We start from the raw sequence: 25,305 nt of genomic DNA, 5'->3' as shown, positions 1-25,305 counted from the left end.
CCTGCATGTGCTGGCCACTTTGCGCGCCGCCGCGCCCAAGCAGCGTTTGCGGCAAGCGCACAGCACCGGGCGCGTGGCCATTCGCGCCGAAGACTTCCACATCCAGCGCTACCAGCAGCGCGCCTCCAGCTGCCTGATCCTCGCGCTCGACGCCTCAGGTTCCGCCGCGCTGCAGCGCCTGGCCGAAGCCAAAGGCGCGGTTGAGTTGTTGTTGCAGCAGTCTTATGCCCGGCGCGACAGCGTGTGCATCGTGGCGTTTCGGGGCGCGCAGGCGCAGCTGCTCTTGCCCATGACCCGCTCACTGGTGCGCGCCAAACGCGCCATGACCGGCTTGCCCGGTGGCGGCGGCACGCCCCTGGCCCTGGCCCTGAAGATGGCGCACGAACAAGCGGCCCAGCTGCAGCGCCAAGGCGTCACACCCATCCTGGTGGTGCTGAGCGACGGCCGCGCCAACGTGACGCTGCAAGGCCTGGGCGGCCGCGCCCAAGCGCAACTTGACGCACAAAACTGGGGCCAGCAGTGGCGCGCCAGCGGCCACCGCGCCTTGTGGATCGACACCTCGATGCACCCCGACGCGCAAGCGCAGCAACTGGCGGCCACCATGGGCGCGAGCTACCTGCCCATGCCGCAGGTGCAGTCGCAGCGCATGGCCCACGCCATCGAACGGGTGCGCAGCCCGCAGGCTTGAGTCGCCATGTTTGACAGCTTCTACCCCGGCATGGCCTGGGCCGACCACCAGGCCCATTCCGGCATCTGGCCGCATGCGCAGCACAGCCGATTGGTGCAAGCGGGCGGTATCCAGTGGCATGTGCAGCAAATGGGCCAAGGCCCGTGCATGCTGCTGCTGCACGGCACCGGCTCGGGCAACTTCAGCTGGCGCGGCCTGCTGCCCACCTTGGCGCAGCACTTCACCGTGGTCGCGCCCGACCTGCCCGGCCACGCCTTCACCAGCCGGGGCCCCGAGGGCGCGCTGTCGCTGCCCGGCATGGCCGAGGGCTTGCGCGCATTGATGCTGCAACTCAATCTCACGCCGCAGGTCATCGTGGGCCATTCGGCAGGTGCGGCGATTGCCGCACACATGGCGCTGCACTTTGACAGCGTCTCGCGCAGCACCCTGATCGGTCTGAACCCGGCCTGGTTGCCCTTGCCAGGCGTGGCCTCTTGGCTGTTCGGCCCTGCCGCAAAATTAGCGGCGCTCAACCCGCTCTCAGCCTGGGCCACCGCCAAGCTGGCGGCCAAACCCGGTGCGGTGGCCGAATGGATCGCACGCACTGGCTCTTCGCTCGACGCGCAAGGGATCGATCTGTACACCCGCGTGCTGAGCGACTCGGGCCATGTGCACGGCGTGTTGTCGATGATGGCGGCCTGGCGGCTCAAGCCCTTGGCCGCACGCCTGCACGAGATCCGCAACCCGGTGTTCATGCACATCGGCGCACAAGACCAAACCGTGCCCCCCGCCTTGGCCGACGAGGCCTGCCAGCGCTTGCCACAAGCGCGTCTGCACGTCCAAGCGGGCCTGGGCCATCTGGCCCACGAACAGGACCCGGCGGGCACGGCTTCATTCATCCTGCGCAGCTGCGGCATTTGACGCAAATCCACACGCGCTTTGCGGCGCTGAGCCTGTGGTAGCTTCAATGCATGGTGTTGTCGCTCGATTTTTTGTCTTTGCCTTTGTTGGCGGCTGCGGCGCTGGTGTTCATCAGCGTGCTGGCCGGGGTGTTTTCGGCCCGCATCGGCTTTTCTTTCCTGCTGATTTTTTTGGTGGTGGGCATTTTGGCCGGGGTCGATGGCCCGGGAGGTCTGGCCTTTGACGATTTCCGCTTGAGCTTTTGGGTCGGCAACGTGGCCCTGGCCGTGATCTTGCTGGACGGCGGCTTGCGCACCCAGATGGGCACTTTCCGAACGGGCTTGCGGCCCGCGCTTTTGCTGGCCACGCTGGGCGTGGTGGTGTGCACGGGCATCACGGGTGCGGCGGCGTATTGGCTGCTCGATTTGCCCTGGCCGCTGGCCTTGCTGGTGGGTGCCATTGTCGGCTCGACCGATGCGGCGGCGGTGTTTTCGCTGCTCAAGTCCTCCGGCGTGCAACTCAACGAACGTGTGGCCGCCACGCTGGAGATCGAGTCGGGCATGAACGACCCGATGGCGGTCTACCTCACCATCACCTTCATTGCCATGGCGCTGGCCGTGGGCGGACCCGGCAACGCATCGCTCGGCTTGTCCGAGGTGCTGCTGTCGCTGCTGCAGCAACTGGGCTGGGGCAGCGTGCTGGGCTTGGGTTGTGGCTGGGCGCTGGCCGAGTTGCTCAAACGCCTAGGCCGGGGCGAAGACGGCGGCGGCGGCATCCGAGCCCTGCTGATTGTGTCGGGCGGCCTCACGGTGTTTGCCTTCACCACCTGGTTGGGCGGCTCGGGCTTTTTGGCGGTTTACCTCATGGGCGTGGTGGTCGGCAACCGGGCGCGTCGCCAGGTGCGTGCGTCTTTGTCGGCCATGGACGGGTATGCGTGGCTGTCGCAGGCGGCCATGTTCTTGTTGCTGGGTTTGCTGGTCACGCCCTCCGAGTTGCTGCGCACGCTGTGGCAAGCGCTGGGGGTCTCGCTGGTGCTGATGTTGGTGGCCCGCCCGATCTCGGTCTGGCTGTGCCTCAAGCCTCTGCACTTTTCGGGACGCGAAATCACCTTCATCTCCTGGGTGGGCCTGCGCGGGGCGGTGCCGATTGTGCTGGCGGTGTTTCCGGTCATGGCCGGGGTGGAAGGGGGCAGCATTTACTTCAATGTGGCCTTCACCGTGGTGCTGACCTCGCTGGTGCTGCAAGGCTCCACCATCGCCTGGAGCGCACGCCGCCTGAACGTGGTGGTGCCCGATCTGGACGACACCGAACATGCCCGTTTGGTGTTTGGCGACTTTGTCCTGGCGGCCACCACCTCCATGGGCGAGTTGTGCGCGTTTTACGGTTTGGAACTGCCCTGCGATGCCGACAAAACCGTGGGCCAGTGGCTGGCCGACAGCTTGCACCGACCGCCCGTGCACGGCGACACGGCGCACCTGGGTCAAGCCGAGATCAGCGTGCGCGCCACCCAAGGCAACCGCATCACGCAGGTGGGCATCCGCATCACCTGAGGCAGTTTCAAAACGACCTGATCTGCCCGTTCAGCGCAGAAAATCCGCCACCGCCTTAAACGACAGCTGCGCCGCTTCTTCTTGCGGCAAATGCCCCACATGGGGCCATGACACCACACGGCTGCCGGTGATGGCTTGCAGGTAATCGCTGGCATTGCTCACCGGGATCATGGCATCGGCCTCGCCCCAGACCAGCATGGTGGGGGCTCGGATTTGGCGCAGCAGTGGGCCGGGCTCTTGCAGCACGGTTTGCGCCAAACGGTCGAGCATGGCCTGGCGCGCCCCGGGGGCCAAAATCAAATCGTAGTAACGCGTGGTCACGGCATCGCTGAGCGACTCGGGCTGGGCATAGGCCGCTTTCAGGTTCATGCGCAGCAAGGGCTTGGGCAGCACATGGCGCATCAGGCCCAACGTGGCGGGCACGGCCATGGGCTTGCCGTATTCGAAACCAAAACTGGCAAAACCATCCGGGGCCACCAGCACCAGTTTGTCGGTGCGCTCGGGGAACTTGGCCGCAAAGGTCCAGGCGATGCGCCCGCCCATGGAGTGGCCCACCAGGTTAACGCGTTTCAAGCCCAAGTCATCCAGCAAGGCGATCAGCAGCTGCAAGCTGCGCTCGTCGCGGTAATCATGCGCCGGGTCGGGCGGGCTCAGGCCGCTGCCGGGCAAGTCGATGCGTACTACGCGGTGCGTGGCGGCCAGGCCCTGGGCCCAGGCGTCCCAGGTCTGCAAGCTCGAACCAAAGCCGTGCAACAAGACCACCGCTGGGGCATCCGATGGGGTACCAGATGGAGCACTTTGGGCAGCACTTTGCGCGGCTCTTTGCGCAGTCCTTTGCTGGGCACCGGGCGGGCCGCTGTCGCGCACATGGAGCTGCCACGGCCCCACCTGGCGCAGGTCGGCGGGGGCCGCGAGGTAGCGCGCTTCCAACGTGGCGCGCGGCACATCGGGTGTCCACAACCAAAGGGACAGCAGCGTCAAAGCGGTCAGCGCCAGCACAAGCCCGGGCCTTTTCATGCTGCGCGGGCTGCGCGCGTGCATGCGGCGCAAGCCGCTCGCGTGAAATCGGCCATGGCTAGATGGCGAACATGAGCAGCAACACCATCTGCAGGCCGTAGATGATCATCAGCCCCAGTTTGTAGGTGTCGCGCAAAGTGTCCGACAGGCGCTGCATCCGGCGGTCCAGCCACCAGTAGGCTGCGCCGCACAGACCGGTCATCAACAAAAAAATCGTAGCCATGAGGGAGGGGGGCATGGGGACTCTCCTGGTGGGGTTGGGCGCTTTAGGGCTGCGCGCCGAAAGGCCCATTGAGCATCACGGTTTGCACGTTCAGCACGGCGGCGATGCTGACCCAGACCCAGTAGGTGATGAGCAGCAAACTGGCCCAGCGCGACAAGCGCCACAGGCCCATGATCAGCGCCAGGATGGACAGCCACAAAAACACCACCTCGAACAGCGCCCAGTCCGGGCGCTGCAGCTTGAAATACAGCGCGCTCCACAGCATGTTGAGCAGCGCGTTCGCGCCAAACAGCCCCGCCACACGGCGGCGCAGCGCGGGCGTGTCGGCCGCTTGCCAGGCCAGCCAGCCGCTGATGGCGCACAGCGTGAAGATGGTGGTCCAGATCACACCAAATGCGGCATCGGGTGGCTTCCAGGGCGGGTGCTTGAGCGCAAAGTACCACGGCCCCAACTCGGTCAGGGCCGCGCCAATGCCGGCCGTGGCATAGCTCAGCGCAAAGGCCAGGGCCAGTCGGGTCAAAGCTTGTCGGTTCATGTGCAGCGGGCTCGCCAGCGCCTGCTCTGGGCGGGTGCCTGGGGCACCCGCGAGCAGGCCTGCGCGTCACGTTCGCGCCAGGCCCAGCAGGTGGGCCATGTCCTTGAAGAAGATGCGCACATGGGCCATCGGGTCTTTGCGCGCGAGTTCCTTGTTCATGTAGGACTCGAAGGTCAGGCGCTGCACGTCGCGGTCTTCGCAGATCTTGACGAACTTTTCGCGGCGTTTGTCGTTTTGGTACCAGAAGTACTGCATCACGCCCAAGATCCAGAACACGCGGCCGTGCTGCTTCATGAAGCTCTTGCGGCCTTGCTTCAGGCAGGCGCTGTTGCCGGTTTTGAGGGCCTCATGGGCGGCCTTGGCCACGCGCCGTGCGCAGTCCATGGCGTAGTAAATGCCTTCACCCGACGAGGGGGCGACCACCCCTGCAGCGTCGCCGATCACCACCACATCGCGGCCGTTGTCCCATTGGGGCAAGGGCTTGAGCGGGATGGGCGCGCCTTCGCGGCGCAAAGTGGGCGCATCGGTGAGACCCGCGATGGCGCGCAAACGCGCCGTGGCACTGCGCAAGGAATAGCCCTTGTCGGCGCTGCCCATGCCCACGCTCATGGTCTTGCCGTGCGGAAACACCCAGCCATAAAAGTCGGGCGAGACCTCGCCTTGGTAATACACGTCGCAGCGCGCCGCGTCGTAGCCGGGCTGGCCCACGGGCGACTCGATGATCTCGTGGTACGCGAACACATACTTGGTTTTGTGCGCATTGGGGATGGCCTGGCGCGCCACTTCCGAGCGCGCGCCGTCGGCCCCCACCACCATGCGGGTCGACACCTTGACCGGCTGCGCATGTTCAGCGGCAGCGTGTTCTTTGGGCGTGACCGGGGTGTAGTGCACCCACAGCTGACCGCTGTCGTCGTGCTGCAGCTTGTCAAAAATCGCCTGGCAACGCACCGCACCCGACTGGGCGGCGCGGTCGCGCAAATACTCGTCGAACTCGTCGCGGTCCACCATACCGACAAAGCCGTTGTCGATGGGAATATCGACCTTGTTGTCGGTGGGCGAGATCATGCGGGCACAACGCACCTTGGCCACCAGCAGGTGGTCGGGAATGTCGAAGTCCTGGATCAGGCGCGGCGGGATCGCGCCGCCGCAGGGTTTGGTGCGGCCCTGGCGATCGAGCAACAACACGCGCCAGCCTTGGCGCACCAAATCGTGTGCGGCGGTCGCGCCCGAAGGCCCTCCGCCCACCACCACAAAGTCGTAATCGGTTTGGTTCATGAGCTTGACCCACCTTTGAGCAATACGGGACCGTCAAAACGCAAAGGCGCTCGCTGCTTTGCTGGCCCGGTGCGCAGGCGCGAAGCCACGGCTGCCGAGACCGCAAACATGAGCGCTTGCATGCCAAACACGGCTGCATAGGCCGTGCGCTGTTCTCCCAACAAGGCGTGGGCCAGGTCGCTGGCAGCGGTGCCGAGCAATCCCCCCAAACCAAAGGCCGCCGCTTGCGCCGCGCCCCACAAACCCATGCGCGTGCCTTCACGGCCCGGGCCGCCTTCACCGGCCAGGCGCATCATGGTGGCAATCGCCGCGATCGAGAACGCGCCGTTGGCCACACCCAGAAACACCACATTGGCCTTGAGTGGCCAATCGACCGACAGCGCCGAGCTGACCAAACCCACCGTGGCCAGCGCCGAAACGAGGCACCCGCCCACCATCCAGGCCTGCACCGAGCCCAAGCGCCCCGCCACCCAGCGCGAACCGGCCCCGGCCACCGCCAGCATGCCCGCCAGCACGCCCATGTGGTGCCAGCCCGACAACTGCGTGGTCTGCCCCGGCGTGAAACCATGCACCGCGCCCGCGAAGGGCTCCAGGATCAAATCCTGCGCGCTGTAAGCCAGCATGGACATGAACACAAACACGGTGAAGGTGCGCGCCGCAGGCTCGGCCCAGACCTCTTGGAAGGCCTCTTTGAAATTTTGTTTTTGCAAGCGCTCGGCGCTCGCGCTCGGTGCCACAGCGATTGAAGGGTCGCCATCTTTTTCCAAGCCCCACAAACACAGGGCCGTGATGCAGGCCGTGACCAAGCTCAGCCCGGCCGAGACTTGCAGCAACACCTGCGGGCTGTAGGGGTCGATCAGCTTGCCCACCACACCGGCGGTCACGGCAAAACCAAAAATCATCATCAGCCACACGGTGGTGGCCGCGGGCGCCCGGCGCTCTTCGGGAACGCGCTTGGCCATCAGCGCCAGCAGCGATGTGCCGCAAGCGCTCACGCCCAAGCCAATCAGGCTGAACGACAACCAAGCCAGCAGCGCACCATAAAACGGTTCTTCGGCCATCCACACCGTGGCCCAGGCGGCCATCACGCCACCCACGCCCAGCACCAACATACCGCCCATCATCCAAGGCGTGCTGCGCCGCCCCTTGTCAGAACCAAAACCCATGCGCGGGCGCACCATTTGCACCGCGTAATGCCAGGCCACCAAAAAGCCGGGCAGCAAGGCGGGCAGCGCCAGCTCGACCACCATGATACGGTTGAGCGTGGACGTGGTGACCACCACCACCGCGCCCAGACAGGCCTGGATCAGCCCCAAGCGGATGATCTGGAACCAGCCAAAAACTTGTGCGTTCATCGGTGTGTTCATAGAACCCCCACGCTGCTGTGCAAACCGCTCAACTGGCGCAAGCCCCAGGCGCTGACCATCATGCCGCTGACAAACAGCGGCACACCAAAGGCCGAGACATGCAAGGCGCGCTCAATGGGTTGGCGCAAAAATTTCAGCATCAAAGGCCCTTGCAACACCGTCAAAGCCAAGACAGCTGCGGCGTGCCATGGCAGCTGCCAGTTGAGCAACAAAGCCGCCACCACCCCCTGCGGCACCAGCATGAACACGCAAGCCATGCGCGCCGCGCCGTGCGCACCCAACTGCACCGGCAGCGAGGCCACGCCCATACGCCGGTCGCCCTCGATGGCCTTGAAATCGTTGAGCGTCATGATGCCGTGTGCCCCCACGCTGTAGAGCAGCGCCAGCGCCACCGAATGCGGCCCCGGCCAAGCCCCACCCAGCATCACGGCCGTGCCCGTGAGCCAGGCCAGTCCTTCGTAACTCAGGGCGCAAGCTGCGTTGCCCCACCAGCCGTTGTTTTTCAGGCGCACGGGTGGCGCGCTGTAGGCCCACGACAGCGCAATGGCCAGAGCGCAGGCCACAAAGCCCCAAGGCCCCATGAGCGTGGCCCAGAGCAGCGAGAACGCGGTCCATGCAATGGCAATGCCCAAACCCCAGCGTCCGGGCATGCGGCCCGAGGGGATGGGGCGGTTGGGTTCGTTGATGGCATCCACATGCCGGTCAAACCAGTCATTCACCGCCTGGCTGCTGGCGCACACCAGCGGGCCGGTCAACACCAAACCCAAAAGCAACAAAGCCCAATGGGCACCGATGTCCTGGCCCGAGGCCACCACGCCGCAGGCAAAAGCCCACATGGGCGGAAACCAGGTGATGGGTTTGAGGAATTCGGCCACCGTGCGCAAAGCAGGCCGGTTCAGCGGTGGTGCTGTGGCCTGGGTGTGTGGCGAGTGGGCCAAGGGTGGGGTGTCCATGCCCCCATTGTGAAGAGAGTTTTTGAAATGTCAACTGGGATTGACACTTAATGTCAATTCAGCATGACAGCCCTCAAGGCGCGTCGGCTTCGGCCTCGGCCACCATGCCAAAGCGGCGCAGCTTAACGTACAGGCTCTGACGCGACAAACCCAGCATTTCCGCCGCCGAGGCGCGGTTGTTGTGGGTCAGCTCCAGGGCCGCTTCGATGCACAGGCGCTCGATGGTGTCCACCGTCTCGCCCACAATGTCCTTGATCGGGCGACGCCCCACCAACTGCGACAGGTCGGCAAACGGGTTGCTCTGGCTTTGCGCCACCGAGGCCCCGCCTTGCAAACGGCGGTCCATGTCGCGCACAAAAAAGGCGTACATCGGCTCGGGGCGCGCCAGGCACACGGCCGACACCTCGACCGGCAAGGTCATGCCCGACAGGGTACGCACTTCGGTGGCGAAATTGCGCACCGGCAATTGCTGGCGCAAGCTGGTGTTGAGCACCCCCCAGTCCACCGCACCGCGCAAGAGCCAGCGCTCCAGGCTTTGGCCCACCACTTGGGACGAGGCCGTCAGGCCCAGCAAAGCCATGCCCTCTTCGTTCACGCTTTTGATCAAGCCCGAGGTATCGGTCAACAGCCAGCCATCCGGGAAGCGCTCCATGGCCTCGCTCAAAGCGGCTGAAGAACCCACATCGTGCAAAGGCGCAGTCGCCGCCTCGCGGGTGACCAGGCGCACCAGAAACTGCGCCCCGCCCTCCTGGCGGAACACCGTGGCCGACACCGTCCAGGCCGAGGGCAAGCCGGCCACGCGGGCCGCGCACATCTCGATGCGGCCCGTGGCCAGTGCCGTGCGCAGCAAGGACTGCACTTCGCCTTGGCTTTCGCCTTCAAAACATTCACGCACATCGCGGCCCACCAGGCGTTTGCCGGCGTCTTTGAGCAAGGACTGCGCGCCCACATTGGCCTCCAGCACGCGCTGGGTGCTGGCGTCCACCATCAAAACCGCCTCGGAGGAGGTGTCAAACAGCACGCGGTAGCGGGCCTCGATGTGGCGCAGGCGCAAATAGTCGCGCTCCATGGACTGCTGGGTTTCGACCAAGCGGCGCTGCAACTCGGCCAGGCTTTCCAGATCACGGCCCATGGCCAGCAGCTTGCCGCCGCCCAGGGGCAACACCACATATTGAATAGCGACCTCGGTGCCCACTGGCGAGAGGTGGTTCACATGCCGCCAGCGCATCACATCGGGGGCACCTTGCGAGGACAGCATTTCCTGGATCTTGCTGCGGCTTTCGCTGGTCACGGTGTCGATCCAGCGGCGGCCCACCCAACTCTGGCAGCCCAAAGCGGCCAGGGTGTCACGCCCGGTCGACACGTCCTCGATCACCCCCTGCGGGTCCATGACCAAGGTGACATCAGACACCACACCCAACAATTGGGAAAAAGTGGAGGGGTCCAGAGAGGGGAGCTTCATGTTGTAAACCAAACGGGTTTGAGCATCAGGAAGTTGACACTTGAATTTGTCATACAAGTATAGGCTGATATATCAGCAAAAACGGATGGCCTTGCGGTTTGAATGTTAAGAAACGTACACAACAGGCCATATCAGCGCGATCGAGCCGCTGCGCCCGGCATGGCTTGGGTGATGCGCGCCACGGTGGCAGGCGCGTCTTCGGCCAGCACCTCGGCGGCCAGGCCCTGCAGGCGTTCGGGCGCGACAAAGGCCATGGGGCCGCCCACAAACACGTGAAGCCCCAGATTGTCCGAGCCCTCGCGCAGCTTGGGCAGCAAAGCCGCCAGGGTGTCCAGGTGGCGGTCGCTGCTCACCGAAATGCCCACCGCGTCAAACCAGTCCGACTGGAACAGGCGTTTGAACTCGGTCACATCCTGCGGCACACCCACGGTCACGAGCCAGCCGGCGCGCTTGAAGAATTCGCTCAGCATGAACAAACCCATGCTGTGCTGAGCCCCCGGTTCGGTCAACAAGAGCAGGCTCCAGGGCTGGCGCTGCGTGGGCGTTTCCTGCAAGAACTCGCTGCTGAAGTCGTGCAGCAGCTGCTGCAAGTGGGCCGATGCGATGGTGGTCATGGCGAAATCGAGGCGGTCGGCGCACCACCAGTCACCCAGCAAACGGGCGCAAGGCGTGATGCCTTGCATATAGATGTCTTCCAAAGATTGGCCCTGGCGCTGCCAGCCAAACACCACTTGCCGTGCCGCGTCCAGCCCCTGCAGACAGGCTTGCGCCAGGATCTGGATTTGGGCCAGGTCGATGGCCGATTTGCCAGTGAAACTGGTGCCCCCGACCAAGCGTGGCCCAACCGGCGCACCTTGGCGCAAGGCTTCGGGCAAGGCATGCCGAGAACCCTCGACCAAGGGCGGGGACTGTGCGGTTTCTAAATTGAATTGCGCCATGACAAGCACCGATCATCAGGAGGGATACACCAGCGGCAGGCTCCGGGGCGTCGGAGTGCTCGTCGCAAGAAGTGCGCGATGTGAGACCCGGTGAAAGCCCCCACAGAACACAGGTCCTAGTGTGATTCGATTTTGAGGTCCTGTATCTAGTGTAAACCCTGACAAAACAAATATATGTCAATTTGTGTTGACACACTGTATGTCCAGACTTACATTCAAAGCCAAGCCCCCCGCACTCACAAGGTCCCCCATGCCCGCATCCAGCCCCCAGGTTTTGTACACGCCAGCGCAACGCGCCCGGCGTGACGCGACCGCTTGGACGCTGGTGCAAGGCATCTTGGCCCCGGTGCAGTTCCTGATTTTTGGCATCAGCCTGTATTTGGTGATCAACAGCCTGCACACCGGCGAGCACACCGACTGGGCCCTGGCCTCGGTGGTACTCAAGACCGTGGTGCTCTACGCCATCATGGTCACGGGTGCCATCTGGGAAAAAGTGGTGTTCGGCCAATACCTGTTCGCCCCCGCCTTCTATTGGGAAGACGTGGTCAGCATGCTGGTGATGGCCTTGCACACCGCCTATGTCTGGGCTTGGTGGCAAGGCGCCTGGAGCGCCAACGACTTGCTGTGGCTGGCCTTGGCCGCTTATGGCAGCTACGCCATCAACGCCGCGCAATACATCCGCAAGCTGCGCATGGCGCGGCTGCAAAAACCCACCCACACACTGCCCGACACGGGCGCACAGGCCAGCACATGAGCACTGTCATCCCCATCCGCGCCGAAACCTCCGGCTGTACAGATGTCGTGCCCTTGGTCGAACGCGGCCAGCGCGAGGTGTTTTGTGGCTTGACCGGCATCATCTGGCTGCACCGCAAGATCCAGGACGCGTTCTTTCTGGTGGTGGGCTCACGCACCTGCGCCCACCTGATCCAGTCGGCCGCAGGTGTGATGATCTTTGCCGAACCCCGTTTTGGCACCGCCATCATCGACGAACGCGACTTGGCCGGCTTGGCCGATGTGCACGAAGAACTCGACCGCGTGGTCGGCCAGTTGCTGGCGCGCCGCCCAGACATCCGCTTGTTGTTTTTGGTGGGCTCTTGCCCGTCGGAAGTCATCAAGCTCGATCTGTCACGCGCCGCCGAGCGCCAAAACCAGATCCACCACCCCAAGGTTCGCGTGCTCAACTACTCGGGCAGCGGCATCGAAACCACCTTCACCCAAGGCGAAGACGCTTGCCTGGCTGCCATGGTGCCTGGCCTGCCCGCCAGCACCGACACCGCCCCCGCCCTGATGGTGGTCGGCACCCTGGCCGATGTGGTCGAAGACCAGATGCGCAGCTTGTTTGATCGCATGGGTTTGCAGGTCAGCTTCTTCCCGCCGCGCAACAGCCAGGCCATGCCGGTGGTCGGCCCGAACACCCGCTACTTGTTGGCCCAGCCCTTCTTGGCCGACACCGCACGGGCGCTGCAGTCGCGCGGCGCGCAACATTTACCCGCACCCTTTCCACTCGGCGTGGAAGGCACCACCGCCTGGCTGCAAGCGGCCGCCACCGAGTTTGGCGTTGCCCCCGAAGTGTTTGAACAAGCCACAGCCGCCCCGCGCCAGCGCGCCGAAAAAGCCCTGGCCGTGCAGCGCCAAATGCTGCAAGGCCAGCGCATCTTTTTCTTCCCAGACTCGCAGCTCGAAATTCCGCTGGCGCGTTTTGTACACCGCGAACTCGGCATGGATTTGGTCGAAGTGGGCACGCCCTATTTGCACCGCCAGCACATGGCCGCAGAACTGGCCCTCATGCCCGCAGGCACCCGCATCAGCGAAGGCCAAGACGTGGACCTGCAGCTCGACCGCTGCATCGCCGATGCGCCCGATCTGGTGGTCTGCGGCCTCGGTTTGGCCAACCCCTTGGAAGCCCAAGGCATCACCACCAAGTGGGCCATTGAACTGGTCTTCACGCCTATTCAAGGCTACGAACAAGCGGCCGATTTGGCCGGACTGTTCAGCCGCCCCCTCAAACGCCGCCTGAAGCTCGCGGCATAAGCGCAGGAACACCCCATGCAACTGACGCTCTGGACTTACGAAGGACCGCCCCATGTGGGCGCGATGCGCGTGGCCACCGCCATGACGGACGTGCACTACGTGCTGCACGCCCCCCAAGGCGACACCTACGCCGACCTGCTGTTCACCATGATCGAGCGCCTGCCGCGCCGCCCGCCCGTCACTTACACCACCTTCCAAGCGCGTGATCTGGGTGGCGACACGGCCGAACTCTTCAAAGACGCTGCCCGCCAAGCCATGGCGCGCTTCAACCCGGCTGCCATGTTGGTGGGTTCGTCCTGCACGGCCGAGCTGATTCAGGACGACCCCGGCGGTTTGGCCCAAGCCCTGAAGCTGACCATTCCCGTGGTGGCGCTGGAGCTGCCGTCCTACCAGCGTAAGGAAAACTGGGGCGCGAGCGAAACCTTTTACCAACTTTGCCGCCACTTGGTGCACAAGCCCGCCGCTGAAAAGCCCTCAAAAGCACGCCCCACCTGCAACATCTTGGGCCCGAGCGCCCTGGGTTTTCGCCACCGCGACGACGTCAAGGAAATCACCCAACTGCTCAACCAACTCGGTGTGGATGTCGCCGTGGTCGCGCCCCTGAGCGCGAGCGTGGCCGATGTGCAAAAGCTGGCCGAGGCCGACTTCAACGTGGTGCTCTACCCTGAAATTGGCCTGGCCGCTGCGCAGTGGTTGCAGCGCCAGTTCGACCAGCCTTACACCAAGACCGTGCCCCTGGGCAGCCACGCCACGCGCGACTTCATCGCCGAAGTCTGCTCGCTGACCGGCCTGCCCCAGCCCGCACAAGACCCCAGCAACGCGCACGCCCACTGGTACGCCAAGTCGGTCGACTCGACCTACCTGACCGGCAAGCGCGTCTACATTTTTGGCGACGCCACCCACGTGGTGGCCGCCGCCCGTATCGCCAGCCAAGAGATGGGCTTTGAGGTGGTGGGCCTGGGCACTTACAGCCGCGAATTTGCCCGCGAAGTGCGCGACTGTGCCAAACGCTACGGCGTCGAAGCCCTGATCACCGACGACTACCTCGAAGTCGAAACCCAGATCAACGCGCTGCAACCCGAGCTGATCTTGGGCACCCAAATGGAGCGCCACATCGCCAAGCGCCAGGGCATCCCCTGCGCGGTGATTTCAGCCCCGGTGCACGTGCAGGACTTCCCGGCCCGCTACGCGCCGCAAATGGGTTTTGAAGGCGCGAACGTGCTATTCGACACCTGGGTGCACCCGCTGATGATGGGCCTGGAAGAACACCTGATCGGCATGTTCCGCGAAGACTTCGAGTTCCACGCCGGTGCCGCGCCCTCGCATCTGGGCAGCACGCGGCCTGCGGCGGAGAACGTGGCTCCAATTGTCGCTGCGCCGGTCAGTGCACCCGTCGCAACACCCGTTGCAGCAGTTGCTTTACCAACGGCACCCGCACCCACCAACACCCTGACCACCGACAGCGTTCAAAAGGTCGCTGTCCCCGCCCAAGCCGCCTCGAACCAGGCCACCTGGAGCCCCGAAGCCGAAAAGGAGCTGGGCAAGATCCCGTTCTTTGTGCGGGGCAAAGCGCGCCGCAACACCGAGCGATTTGCCCAAGACCAGGGCGTGGCGACCATCACCGTGGAGACGCTCTACGATGCCAAAGCCCACTTCAGCCGGTAAACAGGCCTCATCCAACACACCTCGCATGAGCGTGGTGCTGTTGACCATGGACAGCCACTTGGCCAGCGCCGCCGAGAGCGCGGCCGAACGCCTGGCCCGCGACCTGCCCGGCCTGCACTTGCAAACCCACAGCGCCTCGGCCTGGCGCGACAGCGACAAAGCCCTGGCCGCATGCCTGGCCGCTGTGGCGCAGGCCGATCTGGTCATCGTCACCATGCTCTTCATGGAAGACCATTTCCTGCCGGTGCTCGACGCCTTGCAGGCGCGCCGCGAGCATTGCGACGCCATGGTCTGCATCATGTCGGCCCCACAAGTCACCCAACTCACCCGCATGGGCAAGCTGGTCATGGGCCGCGAATCGAGTGGCCTGATGGCCTTGCTCAAAAAGCTGCGCCCCAGCGCCAAGAACAAAGACACCGGTTCTGAGACCGGCGCGCCTTCGAGCGCCGGGGCCAAACAAATGGCCATGCTGCGCCGCTTGCCCAAGCTGCTGCGCTTCATCCCCGGCACCGCGCAAGACCTGCGCCTTTTCTTCTTGACCATGCGCTACTGGCTGGCGGGTTCCGAGCACAACATTGAGCACCTGGTCAAAACCCTGGTGCACCGCTACGCCCAAGGCCCACGCGAGCCGCTGCGTGCCTTGGCCCAACCCGAAGACCCCATCGAATACCCCGAGGTGGGCCTGTACCACCCGCAGATGAAAAACCGCATCAGCGAACAGCTGAGCGACCTGCCCGGCCACGGCCGCAAAGACCAGCCCGCCGTGGGCTTGCTGCTCTTGCGCTCGTATTTGCTGGCCGGCAACACCGCGCATTACGACGCGGTCATCCATTCACTGCAAGCGCGTGGTCTGCACGTCATCCCCGCCTTTGCCAGCGGGCTCGATGCCCGCCCGGCCATGGACCGCTTCTTCAAGCAAGGCACGGGCTCCAAAATCCAATCCTTGGTCTCGCTCACCGGCTTCTCGCTGGTCGGCGGCCCGGCCTACAACGATGCCAGCGCCGCCGAAGTGGCCCTGAGCGAACTCGATGTGCCCTACATCGCCGCCCACCCGCTCGAATTCCAATCGATCGAGCAATGGGGCGACTCCACCCGTGGCCTGCTGCCGGTGGAAAACACCATCATGGTGGCCATCCCCGAACTCGACGGCTCGATCTTGCCCATGGTCTACGGTGGCCGCCCTGGCCCCGCCGGTCAAACCTGCCACGGCTGCGACAAGCGCTGCACCTTCCCCAGCGGCCCGCGCAGCCAGGACATGTTCACCTGCAGCGAGCGCACCGAAATGCTCACCGCCCGCGTCGAGCGCCTGGTGCGCCTGCGCGACAAGCCACGTGCCGACCGCAAGCTGGCCATCGTGCTGTTCAACTTCCCACCCAACGCGGGCAGCGTGGGCACGGCCGCTTACCTCTCGGTGTTCCAGTCGCTGTTCAACACCTTGCAGCGCTTGGCGCTTGAGGGCTACCAAGTGACCTTGCCGGACAGCGTGGACGACTTGCGCAACCGCCTGTTGCACGGCAACGCCAGCCAGTACGGCACGCAGGCCAATGTGCTGCACGCGATCGACACCAGCCACCATGTGAAAAACGAACGCTGGCTGAACGAGATCGAAGCGCAGTGGGGCCCAGCCCCCGGCAAGCACCTGACCAACGGCCAGTCGATCTTTGTGCTGGGCGCAGACTTTGGCCAGGTGGTGGTCACGGTGCAACCGGGCTTTGGCTACGAAGGCGACCCGATGCGCCTGCTGTTTGAAACCGGCTGCGCCCCCACCCACGCTTTCAGCGCCTTCTACCGCTACCTGCGCGACGACTACGCCGCCGACGCGGTGCTGCACTTTGGCACGCACGGCGCGCTCGAATTCATGCCCGGCAAACAAACCGGTCTGTCGGCCCAGTGCTGGCCCGACCGCCTGATCGGTGCGCTGCCCAACGTCTACCTGTATGCCGCCAACAACCCGTCCGAAGGTGCATTGGCCAAACGCCGGGGCGCGGCCACGCTGGTGAGCTACCTCACCCCCTCGCTCACGCATTCGGGCCTGTACAAAGAACTGGTCAGCCTGCAGCAATCCATCGAGCGCTGGCAGCAAATGGGCCCGGACCAAGCGCAAGACCGCGACAGCCTGACCACGCTGATCCGTGAGCAAGCGCAGAGCATCGACCTGGCCGTGCCCACCACACAAGACAGCGACCCTACCGCCTGGATCGAGCAGCTGCAGAACCAGTTGCTGGAACTCGAATACGCCCTGATCCCCGAAGGCCTGCACGTCATGGGCCAAGCCCCCACCCGCGAGCAGCGCTTGGGCACCCTCAAAGTCATGGCCGACGCCATGGGCTTGACCGGCGCTCAAAACGCCAGCTTGATGGAGGCCTTGGTCGACGGTGCGAGTGAGGCACAACTGTCCAATCAGTTCAGCACCGACCTGCCCGCTGGCGACAAAGCCCAGGCCGAGACGCTGCGCCAACTGGTGCGCAGCAACCGCCTGCTGGGCGAAGACCACGAAATGCAAGGCCTGATGCGCGCCCTCGACGGCCGCTACCTGCAACCCGCCCCCGGCGGCGACCTGATCCGCAACGCCAATGTGCTGCCCACCGGGCGCAACCTGCACGGCCTCGACCCCTTCCGCATGCCGTCTGCCTTTGCCGTGCGCGATGGCATGCGCCAGGCCGACAAGCTCCTGGCCCGTTACCAGCAAGACCACCAGGCCCTGCCCGAGACCGTGGCCATGGTGCTGTGGGGCACCGACAACCTCAAGACCGAAGGCAGCCCCATGGCGCAAGCCCTGGCCTTGATGGGCGCCGCCCCGCGCTTTGACAGCTACGGCAGATTGGCTGGCGCGCAGCTGATTCCTTTGGCAGAACTGGGCCGCCCGCGCATCGACGTGGTCATCACCTTGTCGGGCATCTTCCGCGACCTGCTGCCCATGCAAATCCGCTTGCTGGCCGAAGCCGCATTTTTGGCGGCCAGCGCCGACGAACCACTCGATCAAAACTTTGTGCGCCAGCATGCCCTGGCCTACCTGGCCGAGCACGAAGGCAGCAACATGGAGTGCGCGGCGCTGCGCGTGTTTGGCAACACCGAAGGCGCGTATGGCGCCAATGTGAACCACCTGATCGACAGCAGCTGCTGGGAAAACGAAAACGAACTCGGCGACGCCTTCACCCAGCGCAAAGGCTTTGCCTACGGCCGAGAAGGCCGCCCGGTGCGCAACACCACCGTGCTGCAAAGCGCGCTGGCCAGTGTGTCGCTCACCTACCAAAACCTCGACTCGGTGGAGCTGGGCGTGACCAGCATCGACACCTACTTCGACACCTTGGGCGGCATCAGCCGCGCCGTGCTGCAGGCCAAGCACCAGCGCGACGGCAACGCCGCCGAAGCCCCGCCTGTGTTCATTGGCGACCAGACCCAGGGCGAGGGCGTGGTGCGCAGCCTGACCGAACAAGTGGCCTTGGAAACCCGCAGCCGCATGCTCAACCCCAAGTGGCACGAAAGCATGTTGCAACACGGCTACGAAGGCGTTCGCCAGATCGAAGCCCACCTCACCAACACCATGGGCTGGTCGGCCACCACAGGGCAAGTGCAGCCCTGGGTCTACCAGCAACTGGCCCAGACCTTTGTGCTGGACCCTGCCATGCGCGAACGCATGGCCCAGCTCAACCCCACCGCATCGGCCAAAGTGGCCAACCGCCTGCTGGAGGCCACGCGCCGTCAGTATTGGCAACCCGACGCCGAAACCATGTCAGCTCTGCTGCGTGCCGGCGAAGAACTTGAAGACCGCCTTGAAGGCATACACGAAGGACTCCCAGCATGATCGAAACCACCAGCATCCCGGTGAACAGCATCCAGAGGGTACGCGGCGCAGACGGCGAGGGCAGTGTGCAGTTCCAGATGGACCCCACCGTCAAGATCGGCACCGCCAAGGTGTTTGCGGTTTACGGCAAGGGCGGCATTGGCAAGAGCACCACGTCTTCCAACCTGTCGGTGGCCTTCAGCAAGTTGGGCAAGCGCGTGCTGCAAATCGGCTGTGACCCCAAGCACGACTCCACCTTCACCCTGACCAAAAAACTCATGCCTACCGTGATCGACGCGCTCGAAACCGTGGACTTTCATGCCGAAGAGCTGCGCCTCGATGACTTCGTCTTCAAAGGATACAACGGCGTGATGTGCGTCGAAGCCGGTGGCCCGCCCGCGGGCACCGGCTGCGGCGGTTACGTGGTCGGCCAGACTGTGAAACTGCTGAAAGAACACCACCTGCTTGAGGACACCGACGTGGTGATTTTTGATGTGCTGGGCGACGTGGTGTGCGGCGGTTTTGCTGCCCCGCTGCAACACGCCGACCGTGCGCTCATCGTCACGGCCAACGACTTTGACTCGATCTTTGCGATGAACCGCATCGTGCAGGCGATTGGTGCCAAGGCCAAGAACTACAACGTGCGTTTGGGCGGCGTGATCGCCAACCGCAGCGACGCGACCGACCAGATCGACAAATACAACGCGGTCACGGGCCTGAAAACCATGGCGCACTTCCCCATGCTTGACGAGATCCGCAAGAGCCGTTTGCAAAAGTGCACCCTGTTTGAGCTGGAACCCACACCCGCCGTCAAGGCCGTGCAAGACGAGTACATGCGCCTGGCCGCTGCGCTATGGCTGGGGGCCGACCCGCTGCCGTCCATCCCGATGAAAGACCGCGACATTTTTGACCTGCTGGGTTTTGACTGATCCGCACGCCAAAACTCGCACAGAAAGCACGCCATGAATACCACCGCCTACGAACAACGCCGCAGCCAGATCGAGCACTACTTTGACCGCACGGCGGCCGATGCCTGGGCCCGCCTGACCTCGAACGAGCCGGTGGGCCGCATCCGCGCCACGGTGCGAGCCGGACGAGACACCATGCGCGAAACCCTGCTGTCGTGGCTGCCTCAAGACCTGCGCGGCCTGCGCGTGCTGGACGCCGGTTGCGGTACCGGCGCGCTGGCCCTGCAGGCAGCCCTGCGCGGGGCCGAAGTGGTGGCAATTGATTTGTCACCCACCTTGGTCAAGCTGGCTGCCGAACGCATGGCGGCCGAACACCCGACGATGCCCGGCTCGGTGGAATTCATGTCAGGCGACATGCTCAGCCCCGACTTGGGCCACTTCGACCATGTGGTGTGCATGGACTCGCTGATCCACTACGACAGCGACCAAATCGCCGAAGCGCTGGCCGGTTTGGCCCAGCGCACCCGCGGCTCCATGGCCTTCACGTTTGCGCCGCGCACACCCCTCTTGGCCCTGATGCACAGCGCGGGCCGCCTGTTTCCGCGCAGCGACCGCTCACCGTCTTTGTCACCCGTGGCGCACGCTGATTTGCTGCAGCGCATGCAAAACCGCCTGGATTTGCAGGGCTGGCAAGGCGCGCGCATGCAGCGCGTGGCCAGCGGCTTCTACACCTCACAAGCCTGGGAGTGGACCCGCTCATGAAACTGCGTGTCCCCATGCCCCGCTGGTTCACGGCCTACGGCACGCGCTTCATGCCGTTTGCCGACGCGGCCTCGCCTGAGCTGCCGATGGCGCGCTTGCTGCGCCTGTCGCTGTTCCAGGTGGTGATCGGCATGGTGACAGCGCTCTTGGTGGGCACGCTCAACCGGGTCATGATCGTGGAGCTGCAAGTGCCAGCCTGGTGGGTCGCCTTGGCAGTCGCCATCCCCATGGTTTTTGCGCCGCTGCGCACCTTGATCGGTTACCGCAGCGACACGCACCCTTCGGCGCTGGGCCTGCGCCGCATTCCCTATATGTGGACCGGCACCTTGCTGCTGTTTGGCGGCCTGTCCATCATGCCGTTTGCCTTGTTGCTGCTGTCCGAGCCCGAGGCCGCCAACCTGTGGGTAGGCCAGCTGGGCGCATGCCTGGCCTTTGTGCTGGTGGGCGCGGGCATCCAGGTCACACAAACTGCAGGCATGGCGCTGGCGCACGACTTGGCCACAGACGACAAACGCCCCCGCGTGGTGGCCTTGCTCTACAGCATGCTGCTGGTGGGCATGATCGCCAGCAGCGCGGTGTTCGGCCTGATCCTCAGTGACTTCAGTCCGCAAAAACTCATCCAGCTGGTGCAAGGCTGCGCCGTCATGGTGGCGGTGATGAACTTGGCCTCGTTGTGGAAACAAGAGGCGCGAGGCACCAAGCGTGGCCGCCGCGAAGCCGGTGGCTTTGCCAGCAGCTGGAAGGACCTGATCGCCCAGCCGCAAATGCGCCGCTTTTTGTGGACCCTGGCGCTGGGCACTTTCGCCTTCAACATGCAAGACATCGTGCTCGAGCCTTATGCGGCCGAGATCCTGAAGCTTGACGTGGGCGCCACCAGCGCCCTCACGGCTTTGAGTGCCGGTGGCGCTTTGTTGGCTTTCCTCGTGTCAGCCCGCTGGTTGTCAGGCGGCATGCACGCCTGCCGCCTGGCCAGTCTGGGTGTGCTGCTGGGCTTGCCCGCTTTTGCCATGGTGATTTTTTCGGGCCCGCTCGAAGCGGCCTGGATGTTCCGCATCGGCGTGGGCCTGATCGGTTTCAGCGGCGGTTTGTTTTCGGTGGGCATGCTGGTCACGGCCATGGGCATGGCGGCGGACGGCAGCCCCCTGGGCCACCTGGGCGGTCTGGTCATCGGCACCTGGGGGGCGGTGCAAGCCACCAGCGCGGGTGCGGCCATGGCACTGGGCGGGGCTTTGCGCGACAGCGTGTCGGTGCTGGCCATGTCGGGCGCTTTGGGCGAGGTGCTGGTCACCCCCATCACCGCCTACAGCTTCGTTTACCACCTGGAAATGTATTTGTTGTTTGTTGTGCTGGTGGCCCTGGGCCCGATGTTGCGCGCGAGCCGTTTGGCCGCACGGTCAGAGGTCCAAAAAACCAGCACCCCCCAACCCTTTGGCCTGGCGCAACTGCCGGGCTGATGCACCGATTTTTTGAAGGAGACAGCCATGGAAACAGGCGCAATCACCCAGTACATCGATGTGGCCCAAATCGTCTTGTACATGTTTTGGGCATTCTTCGCGGGTCTGATTTATTACCTCTTGCGTGAAAACCACCGCGAGGGCTACCCCATGGATTCGGGCCGCGAAAACGGCCCCAAGATCGAAGGCTGGCCACCCGTGCCCGAGCCCAAGACGTTCAAGACACAAGACGGCCACACTTACTTGTCGCCCGATTTGGCACGACCCGATGGTGAGTACAGTGCGCAGCCCACCCACGGCTGGAACGGCGCACCGCTGGAGCCCGTGGGCGACCCCCTGCTGGCAGGCGTGGGCCCTGGCGCCTGGGCCATGCGCGCCGACATTCCCGATGCAGACCCACACGGTCACCCCAAAATCGTGCCCCTGCGCGTCGCTGCTGACCACTCGGTGGCCAAACAGGACGTGGACCCGCGTGGCTTGCCGGTTTGGGGCGCTGACAAGGTGGTGGCGGGCACCGTGGTGGACCTTTGGGTTGACCGCATGGAGATGATGTTCCGTTACGCCGAAGTGCAACTGGCGAACTCGGACAAGCGCGTGCTGCTGCCCATGACCTTTGCGCGCATCAAAAAAGACGGCACCCATGTGCAGGCCATTTTGGGCCACCAGTTTGTGAATGTGCCGCAAACCAAATCGAACGAGCAGATCACCTTGCTCGAAGAAGAAAAAATCACCGCCTACTACGGCGCGGGCACCTTGTACGCCACCCCTGAGCGTCAGGAACCCATCATATGAAAGCCACCCACGAACACGAGTGGGAAGCCGCCCCAGGCCTGCCCAGCGCCCTGCCCCCGGGCGAGCGCGTGGTCTGGCAGGGCGCACCCGACTGGAAACGCCTGGCCATCCACGCGTTTCATGTGCGCAAGATCGCGCTGTACTTCGCGCTCATGCTCGCAGTGCAGGCCATCAACCTCACGGCGCCTGAAGGTCGGGTGGATTGGAAACCTCTGGTCGTGGCCGCCAGCCTCTACGCCCTGGCCCTGGCCCTCCTCTTGGGCACGGCCTGGATGTCGGCGCGCAGCACGCTCTACACCCTCACCAACAAGCGTGTGGTCATGCGCATCGGCATCGTGCTCACGCTGACCTTCAACCTGCCCTTCAAACGCATCGCGGGTGCATCACTCAAGACCCAAGGCGCGGGCACAGGCGACATCGCGCTGGCCTTGCACCCCGAAGACCGCATCGGCTGGGCCCACCTGTGGCCGCACCAGCGCGCTTGGCATGTGACCCAACCGCAGCCCACTTTGCGCTGCGTGCCGGACAGCCAACAAGTCGGTGAGCAACTGCTGAACCTGTGGCGTGCCGAACGTGCGGGCCAAAGCCTGCACTTGGGAGACGTTCCAGTCCATCAGCCGCACACACCCAAGCACGGCATGCTGGCATGAACACCCTGCCCCAACACGACTGGCAGCCCAGCCGCAAAACGCCGCAGGCCCAGGGCCTGAACCGGCCTATGGCCTGGATCGGCGTGATGCTGCTGGCCATGCTGGTGGCCGTGGGCCTGGCCCGCTGGTCGGGCCTGGATCCACGGACACCCGACGCTGCCGTGCAGTGGCAGCGCGACCTGCAGTTTCGCGACCTGCCCAGTGGCGACATCGCCGTGGTGGACCACCGCACCGGCCAGCAAGTGGCCCTGTTTTCTGGCGAGCAAGGCTTTTTGCGCAGCACCTTGCGCGCATTGGCCCGTGAACGCCAGCGCGAAAGCCTGGGCAAAGAAGCCCCCTTTTTGTTGATCGGCCGCACCGACGGCCGACTGACCCTGCAAGACCCCAGCACCGGCCAGCGCATTGACCTGGAGTCTTTTGGACCCAGCAATGCGGCGGTGTTTGCCAGTCTGAGACTGGCCGGCCCAACAGCCCCCTGACCTTGAATTTTTCTGCACCGGAGAACCCCATGACCGCCACCGTTGTCCACACCATCAAAACCGCTGAAGACGCCAACAAAAAGGCCGTGCACGACGACATGATCAGCCCGCGTTTTTACACCACCGACTTCGCCGCCATGGACCGCATCAGCGTCGAACCCGTGCGCGCCGAGTGGGACAGGATGATGGCCGAGTACGAGGGCGACAACAACCACGACCACTTCCAGCGCGACGAGGCATTTGCGGGCGAAGTGGCGGCCGGCATGGCCAGCCTGTCGCCCGAGATGCGCCAGGAGTTCATGGACTTTTTGGTCAGCTCCCTCACGTCGGAGTTTTCCGGCTGTGTGCTCTACAACGAGATCCGCAAGAACGTCACCAACCCCGACATCAAGCAGCTCATGACCTACTTGGCGCGCGACGAATCGCGCCACGCAGGCTTCATCAACCTGTCGCTGCGCGACTTCAACTTAGGCATCGACCTGGGCAACTTGAAGCGCACGAAGAAGTACACCTTCTTCAAGCCCAAATACATTTACTACGCGACCTACTTGTCCGAGAAGATCGGCTACGCCCGCTACATCACCATCTTCCGTCAGCTCGAAAAGCATCCCGAAAAACGCTTTCACCCCATCTTTCGCTGGTTCGAGCTGTGGTGCAACGACGAGTTTCGCCATGGCGAATCGTTTGCGCTGATCATGCGCGCCAACCCCAAGTTGCTCAGTGGCGGCAACAAGCTCTGGATTCGCTTTTTCTTGCTGGCCGTGTACGCCACCATGTACGTGCGCGACCACACCCGCCCCATGCTGCACGAAGCCATGGGCCTGGATTCGAGTGAGTACGACTACCAGGTGTTCCGCATCACCACCGAGATCACCAAGCAGGTCTTCCCGCTCGCGCTTGACACCGACAACCCCGACTTCCGCCGGGGTCTGGAGCGCCTGTTTGCACTGTCGCAAGCCATGGCCAAAGCCAAGGCCCGCGGCGGCGTGGTGGGTAAATTGCAGCAAGGCGTGTGCGCTGTCAAAGCCGCTGCCACCTTTGCGCGTCTGTACTTCATGCCCGTGATTGCCCAAGACCTGTCGCCCCAGGTGCGCATGGAACCGGCATGGTGACTGAAGTCGTTTGGGCCTGCGTTTTCACGGCACTGTGCTGGTGGCTCGGCACGGGCGTGATTTTGTGGCTCGACCGGCTGCCTGCGCGCAGCTTCCGTTTCAGTCTGGCCGGCTGGACGGTGCTTTTGGCTTTGAGTTTTTGGGGCGTGGCCCACAGCATGCAAGAGGTCAGCGTGTTCAACGCCTACCTCGCCTTTGGCAGCGTGATCGTCATGTGGGGCTGGCACGAGCTGGCCTTTTTGACCGGCTGGATCACCGGCCCGCGAAAAATCCCATTGGACCCCGGAACCAAGGGATGGCCGCGTTTTGTGCAATCGGTGCAGGTCATGCTCTACCACGAGCTGGCCTTGCTGGCCAACTTCGCCGTGCTGTGGTGGATGCAAGAGAGTCAGCCCAGCCATGTGGCCATTTGCACCTTTGCGCTGCTGTGGTGCATGCGCCTGTCGGCCAAACTGAATTTGTTTTTTGGCGTGCCACAAAACGGCGCGCAATACCTGCCCGATCACCTCAAATACCTCGCCAGTTATTTCCGAACCACCAGCGGCATGTCGCTGTGGTTCGTGCTGTCGATGGGCGTGGCCATGGGCACCTGGTTCTGGTTGGTTTGGCTGGCGCAACAAGGCGCGGTGGCCATCACCACCGGCTGGGTCATGCTGGCCACTTTGCTGGGCCTCGCGATCGTTGAACACATCATCATGATTTTTCCTTGGCCACTGGAGCGGCTGTGGGGTTGGGCCATGGGCCAGACCACCAAACCGGCTTTGACCACACCCCCTTGAAG

Annotated in this window: 23 protein-coding genes; 15 read left to right on the top strand and 8 right to left on the bottom strand. The window is 64.1% G+C overall.

Going from position 1 to position 25,305, the window contains the following annotated elements; genetic code table 11:
* The 3 genes from QZ190_RS02035 to QZ190_RS02025 form a co-directional block, all read left to right on the top strand.
* The coding region (locus tag QZ190_RS02035) for a VWA domain-containing protein (RefSeq protein ID WP_291912943.1) at window positions 1-688 on the top strand (688 nt) is incomplete at its 5' end.
* A 6-nt stretch (window positions 689-694) separates the two neighbouring features.
* The gene (bchO, locus tag QZ190_RS02030) at window positions 695-1,588 is read left to right on the top strand and encodes an alpha/beta fold hydrolase BchO (RefSeq protein WP_291912941.1); all 894 of its coding nucleotides are present in this window, start codon (window positions 695-697) and stop codon (window positions 1,586-1,588) included.
* Window positions 1,589-1,638: 50 nt separating this feature from the next.
* On the top strand, window positions 1,639-3,117 hold the full coding sequence (locus tag QZ190_RS02025) for a potassium/proton antiporter (RefSeq protein WP_291912939.1): 1,479 nt from the start codon (window positions 1,639-1,641) through the stop codon (window positions 3,115-3,117).
* 30 nt (window positions 3,118-3,147) lie between these two features.
* Here the strand turns inward: QZ190_RS02025 and QZ190_RS02020 are convergent, their stop codons facing one another.
* The 8 genes from QZ190_RS02020 to QZ190_RS01985 form a co-directional block, all read right to left on the bottom strand.
* The gene (locus QZ190_RS02020) at window positions 3,148-4,158 is read right to left on the bottom strand and encodes an alpha/beta fold hydrolase (RefSeq protein WP_291912938.1); all 1,011 of its coding nucleotides are present in this window, start codon (window positions 4,156-4,158) and stop codon (window positions 3,148-3,150) included.
* A gap of 34 nt (window positions 4,159-4,192) precedes the next feature.
* On the bottom strand, window positions 4,193-4,372 hold the full coding sequence (locus tag QZ190_RS02015) for a hypothetical protein (RefSeq protein WP_108365412.1): 180 nt from the start codon (window positions 4,370-4,372) through the stop codon (window positions 4,193-4,195).
* Between the two features lie 28 nt (window positions 4,373-4,400).
* Entirely contained in the window at window positions 4,401-4,892 is a 492-nt protein-coding gene (locus QZ190_RS02010) for a TspO/MBR family protein (RefSeq protein ID WP_291912934.1), read from the bottom strand.
* A 66-nt stretch (window positions 4,893-4,958) separates the two neighbouring features.
* On the bottom strand, window positions 4,959-6,167 hold the full coding sequence (locus tag QZ190_RS02005) for a geranylgeranyl diphosphate reductase (protein WP_291912932.1): 1,209 nt from the start codon (window positions 6,165-6,167) through the stop codon (window positions 4,959-4,961).
* Window positions 6,164-7,522 (bottom strand): BCD family MFS transporter, encoded by a 1,359-nt coding sequence (locus QZ190_RS02000; RefSeq protein WP_291912930.1) that lies wholly within the window; start codon window positions 7,520-7,522, stop codon window positions 6,164-6,166. The genes QZ190_RS02005 and QZ190_RS02000 overlap by 4 nt, the downstream gene beginning before the upstream one ends.
* Before the next feature lie 8 nt (window positions 7,523-7,530).
* Window positions 7,531-8,487 (bottom strand): chlorophyll synthase ChlG, encoded by a 957-nt coding sequence (gene chlG, locus QZ190_RS01995; RefSeq protein WP_291912928.1) that lies wholly within the window; start codon window positions 8,485-8,487, stop codon window positions 7,531-7,533.
* 73 nt (window positions 8,488-8,560) lie between these two features.
* Window positions 8,561-9,949: a transcriptional regulator PpsR gene (gene ppsR, locus QZ190_RS01990; protein WP_291912926.1), complete on the bottom strand. Its 1,389-nt coding sequence runs from the start codon at window positions 9,947-9,949 to the stop codon at window positions 8,561-8,563.
* A 131-nt stretch (window positions 9,950-10,080) separates the two neighbouring features.
* Entirely contained in the window at window positions 10,081-10,887 is an 807-nt protein-coding gene (locus QZ190_RS01985; RefSeq protein WP_291912924.1) for a B12-binding domain-containing protein, read from the bottom strand.
* Window positions 10,888-11,137: 250 nt separating this feature from the next.
* Between QZ190_RS01985 and bchF the strand changes: the two genes are divergently transcribed.
* From bchF to puhE, 12 genes are read left to right on the top strand one after another with little or no spacing between them, the layout of a single operon-like run.
* Entirely contained in the window at window positions 11,138-11,641 is a 504-nt protein-coding gene (gene bchF, locus QZ190_RS01980; protein ID WP_291912923.1) for a 2-vinyl bacteriochlorophyllide hydratase, read from the top strand.
* Window positions 11,638-12,918 carry a ferredoxin:protochlorophyllide reductase (ATP-dependent) subunit N gene (locus tag QZ190_RS01975; protein WP_291912921.1) on the top strand — a complete coding sequence of 427 codons (1,281 nt, stop codon included), beginning with the start codon at window positions 11,638-11,640 and terminating at the stop codon, window positions 12,916-12,918. The genes bchF and QZ190_RS01975 overlap by 4 nt, the downstream gene beginning before the upstream one ends.
* Before the next feature lie 15 nt (window positions 12,919-12,933).
* Window positions 12,934-14,583 carry a ferredoxin:protochlorophyllide reductase (ATP-dependent) subunit B gene (gene bchB, locus QZ190_RS01970; protein WP_291912919.1) on the top strand — a complete coding sequence of 550 codons (1,650 nt, stop codon included), beginning with the start codon at window positions 12,934-12,936 and terminating at the stop codon, window positions 14,581-14,583.
* Window positions 14,558-18,388: a magnesium chelatase subunit H gene (locus tag QZ190_RS01965; protein ID WP_291912916.1), complete on the top strand. Its 3,831-nt coding sequence runs from the start codon at window positions 14,558-14,560 to the stop codon at window positions 18,386-18,388. The genes bchB and QZ190_RS01965 overlap by 26 nt, the downstream gene beginning before the upstream one ends.
* Window positions 18,385-19,296: a ferredoxin:protochlorophyllide reductase (ATP-dependent) iron-sulfur ATP-binding protein gene (bchL, locus tag QZ190_RS01960; protein WP_019429120.1), complete on the top strand. Its 912-nt coding sequence runs from the start codon at window positions 18,385-18,387 to the stop codon at window positions 19,294-19,296. Before QZ190_RS01965 ends, bchL begins: the two co-directional genes overlap by 4 nt.
* 33 nt (window positions 19,297-19,329) lie before the next feature.
* Window positions 19,330-20,037 (top strand): magnesium protoporphyrin IX methyltransferase, encoded by a 708-nt coding sequence (gene bchM, locus QZ190_RS01955; protein ID WP_291912912.1) that lies wholly within the window; start codon window positions 19,330-19,332, stop codon window positions 20,035-20,037.
* Window positions 20,034-21,491: a BCD family MFS transporter gene (locus QZ190_RS01950; protein ID WP_291912910.1), complete on the top strand. Its 1,458-nt coding sequence runs from the start codon at window positions 20,034-20,036 to the stop codon at window positions 21,489-21,491. The genes bchM and QZ190_RS01950 overlap by 4 nt, the downstream gene beginning before the upstream one ends.
* A 27-nt stretch (window positions 21,492-21,518) precedes the next feature.
* On the top strand, window positions 21,519-22,283 hold the full coding sequence (gene puhA, locus QZ190_RS01945) for a photosynthetic reaction center subunit H (RefSeq protein ID WP_291912908.1): 765 nt from the start codon (window positions 21,519-21,521) through the stop codon (window positions 22,281-22,283).
* Complete coding sequence (puhB, locus tag QZ190_RS01940; protein ID WP_291912906.1) at window positions 22,280-22,933, top strand: photosynthetic complex putative assembly protein PuhB; 654 nt, start codon at window positions 22,280-22,282, stop codon at window positions 22,931-22,933. The genes puhA and puhB overlap by 4 nt, the downstream gene beginning before the upstream one ends.
* The gene (puhC, locus tag QZ190_RS01935) at window positions 22,930-23,412 is read left to right on the top strand and encodes a photosynthetic complex assembly protein PuhC (RefSeq protein ID WP_291912904.1); all 483 of its coding nucleotides are present in this window, start codon (window positions 22,930-22,932) and stop codon (window positions 23,410-23,412) included. Before puhB ends, puhC begins: the two co-directional genes overlap by 4 nt.
* A 29-nt stretch (window positions 23,413-23,441) precedes the next feature.
* Entirely contained in the window at window positions 23,442-24,524 is a 1,083-nt protein-coding gene (gene acsF / locus QZ190_RS01930; protein WP_291912902.1) for a magnesium-protoporphyrin IX monomethyl ester (oxidative) cyclase, read from the top strand.
* On the top strand, window positions 24,518-25,303 hold the full coding sequence (puhE, locus tag QZ190_RS01925; protein ID WP_291912900.1) for a putative photosynthetic complex assembly protein PuhE: 786 nt from the start codon (window positions 24,518-24,520) through the stop codon (window positions 25,301-25,303). Before acsF ends, puhE begins: the two co-directional genes overlap by 7 nt.
* The last annotated feature ends 2 nt before the right edge of the window (window positions 25,304-25,305 follow it).

Origin of the sequence: Limnohabitans sp., assembly GCF_017848645.1 — a bacterium.
Lineage (GTDB): Bacteria > Pseudomonadota > Gammaproteobacteria > Burkholderiales > Burkholderiaceae_C > Limnohabitans_A.
Note: the sequence above shows the minus strand (reverse complement) of the source record. Positions and strands in the feature narration are given on the sequence as shown.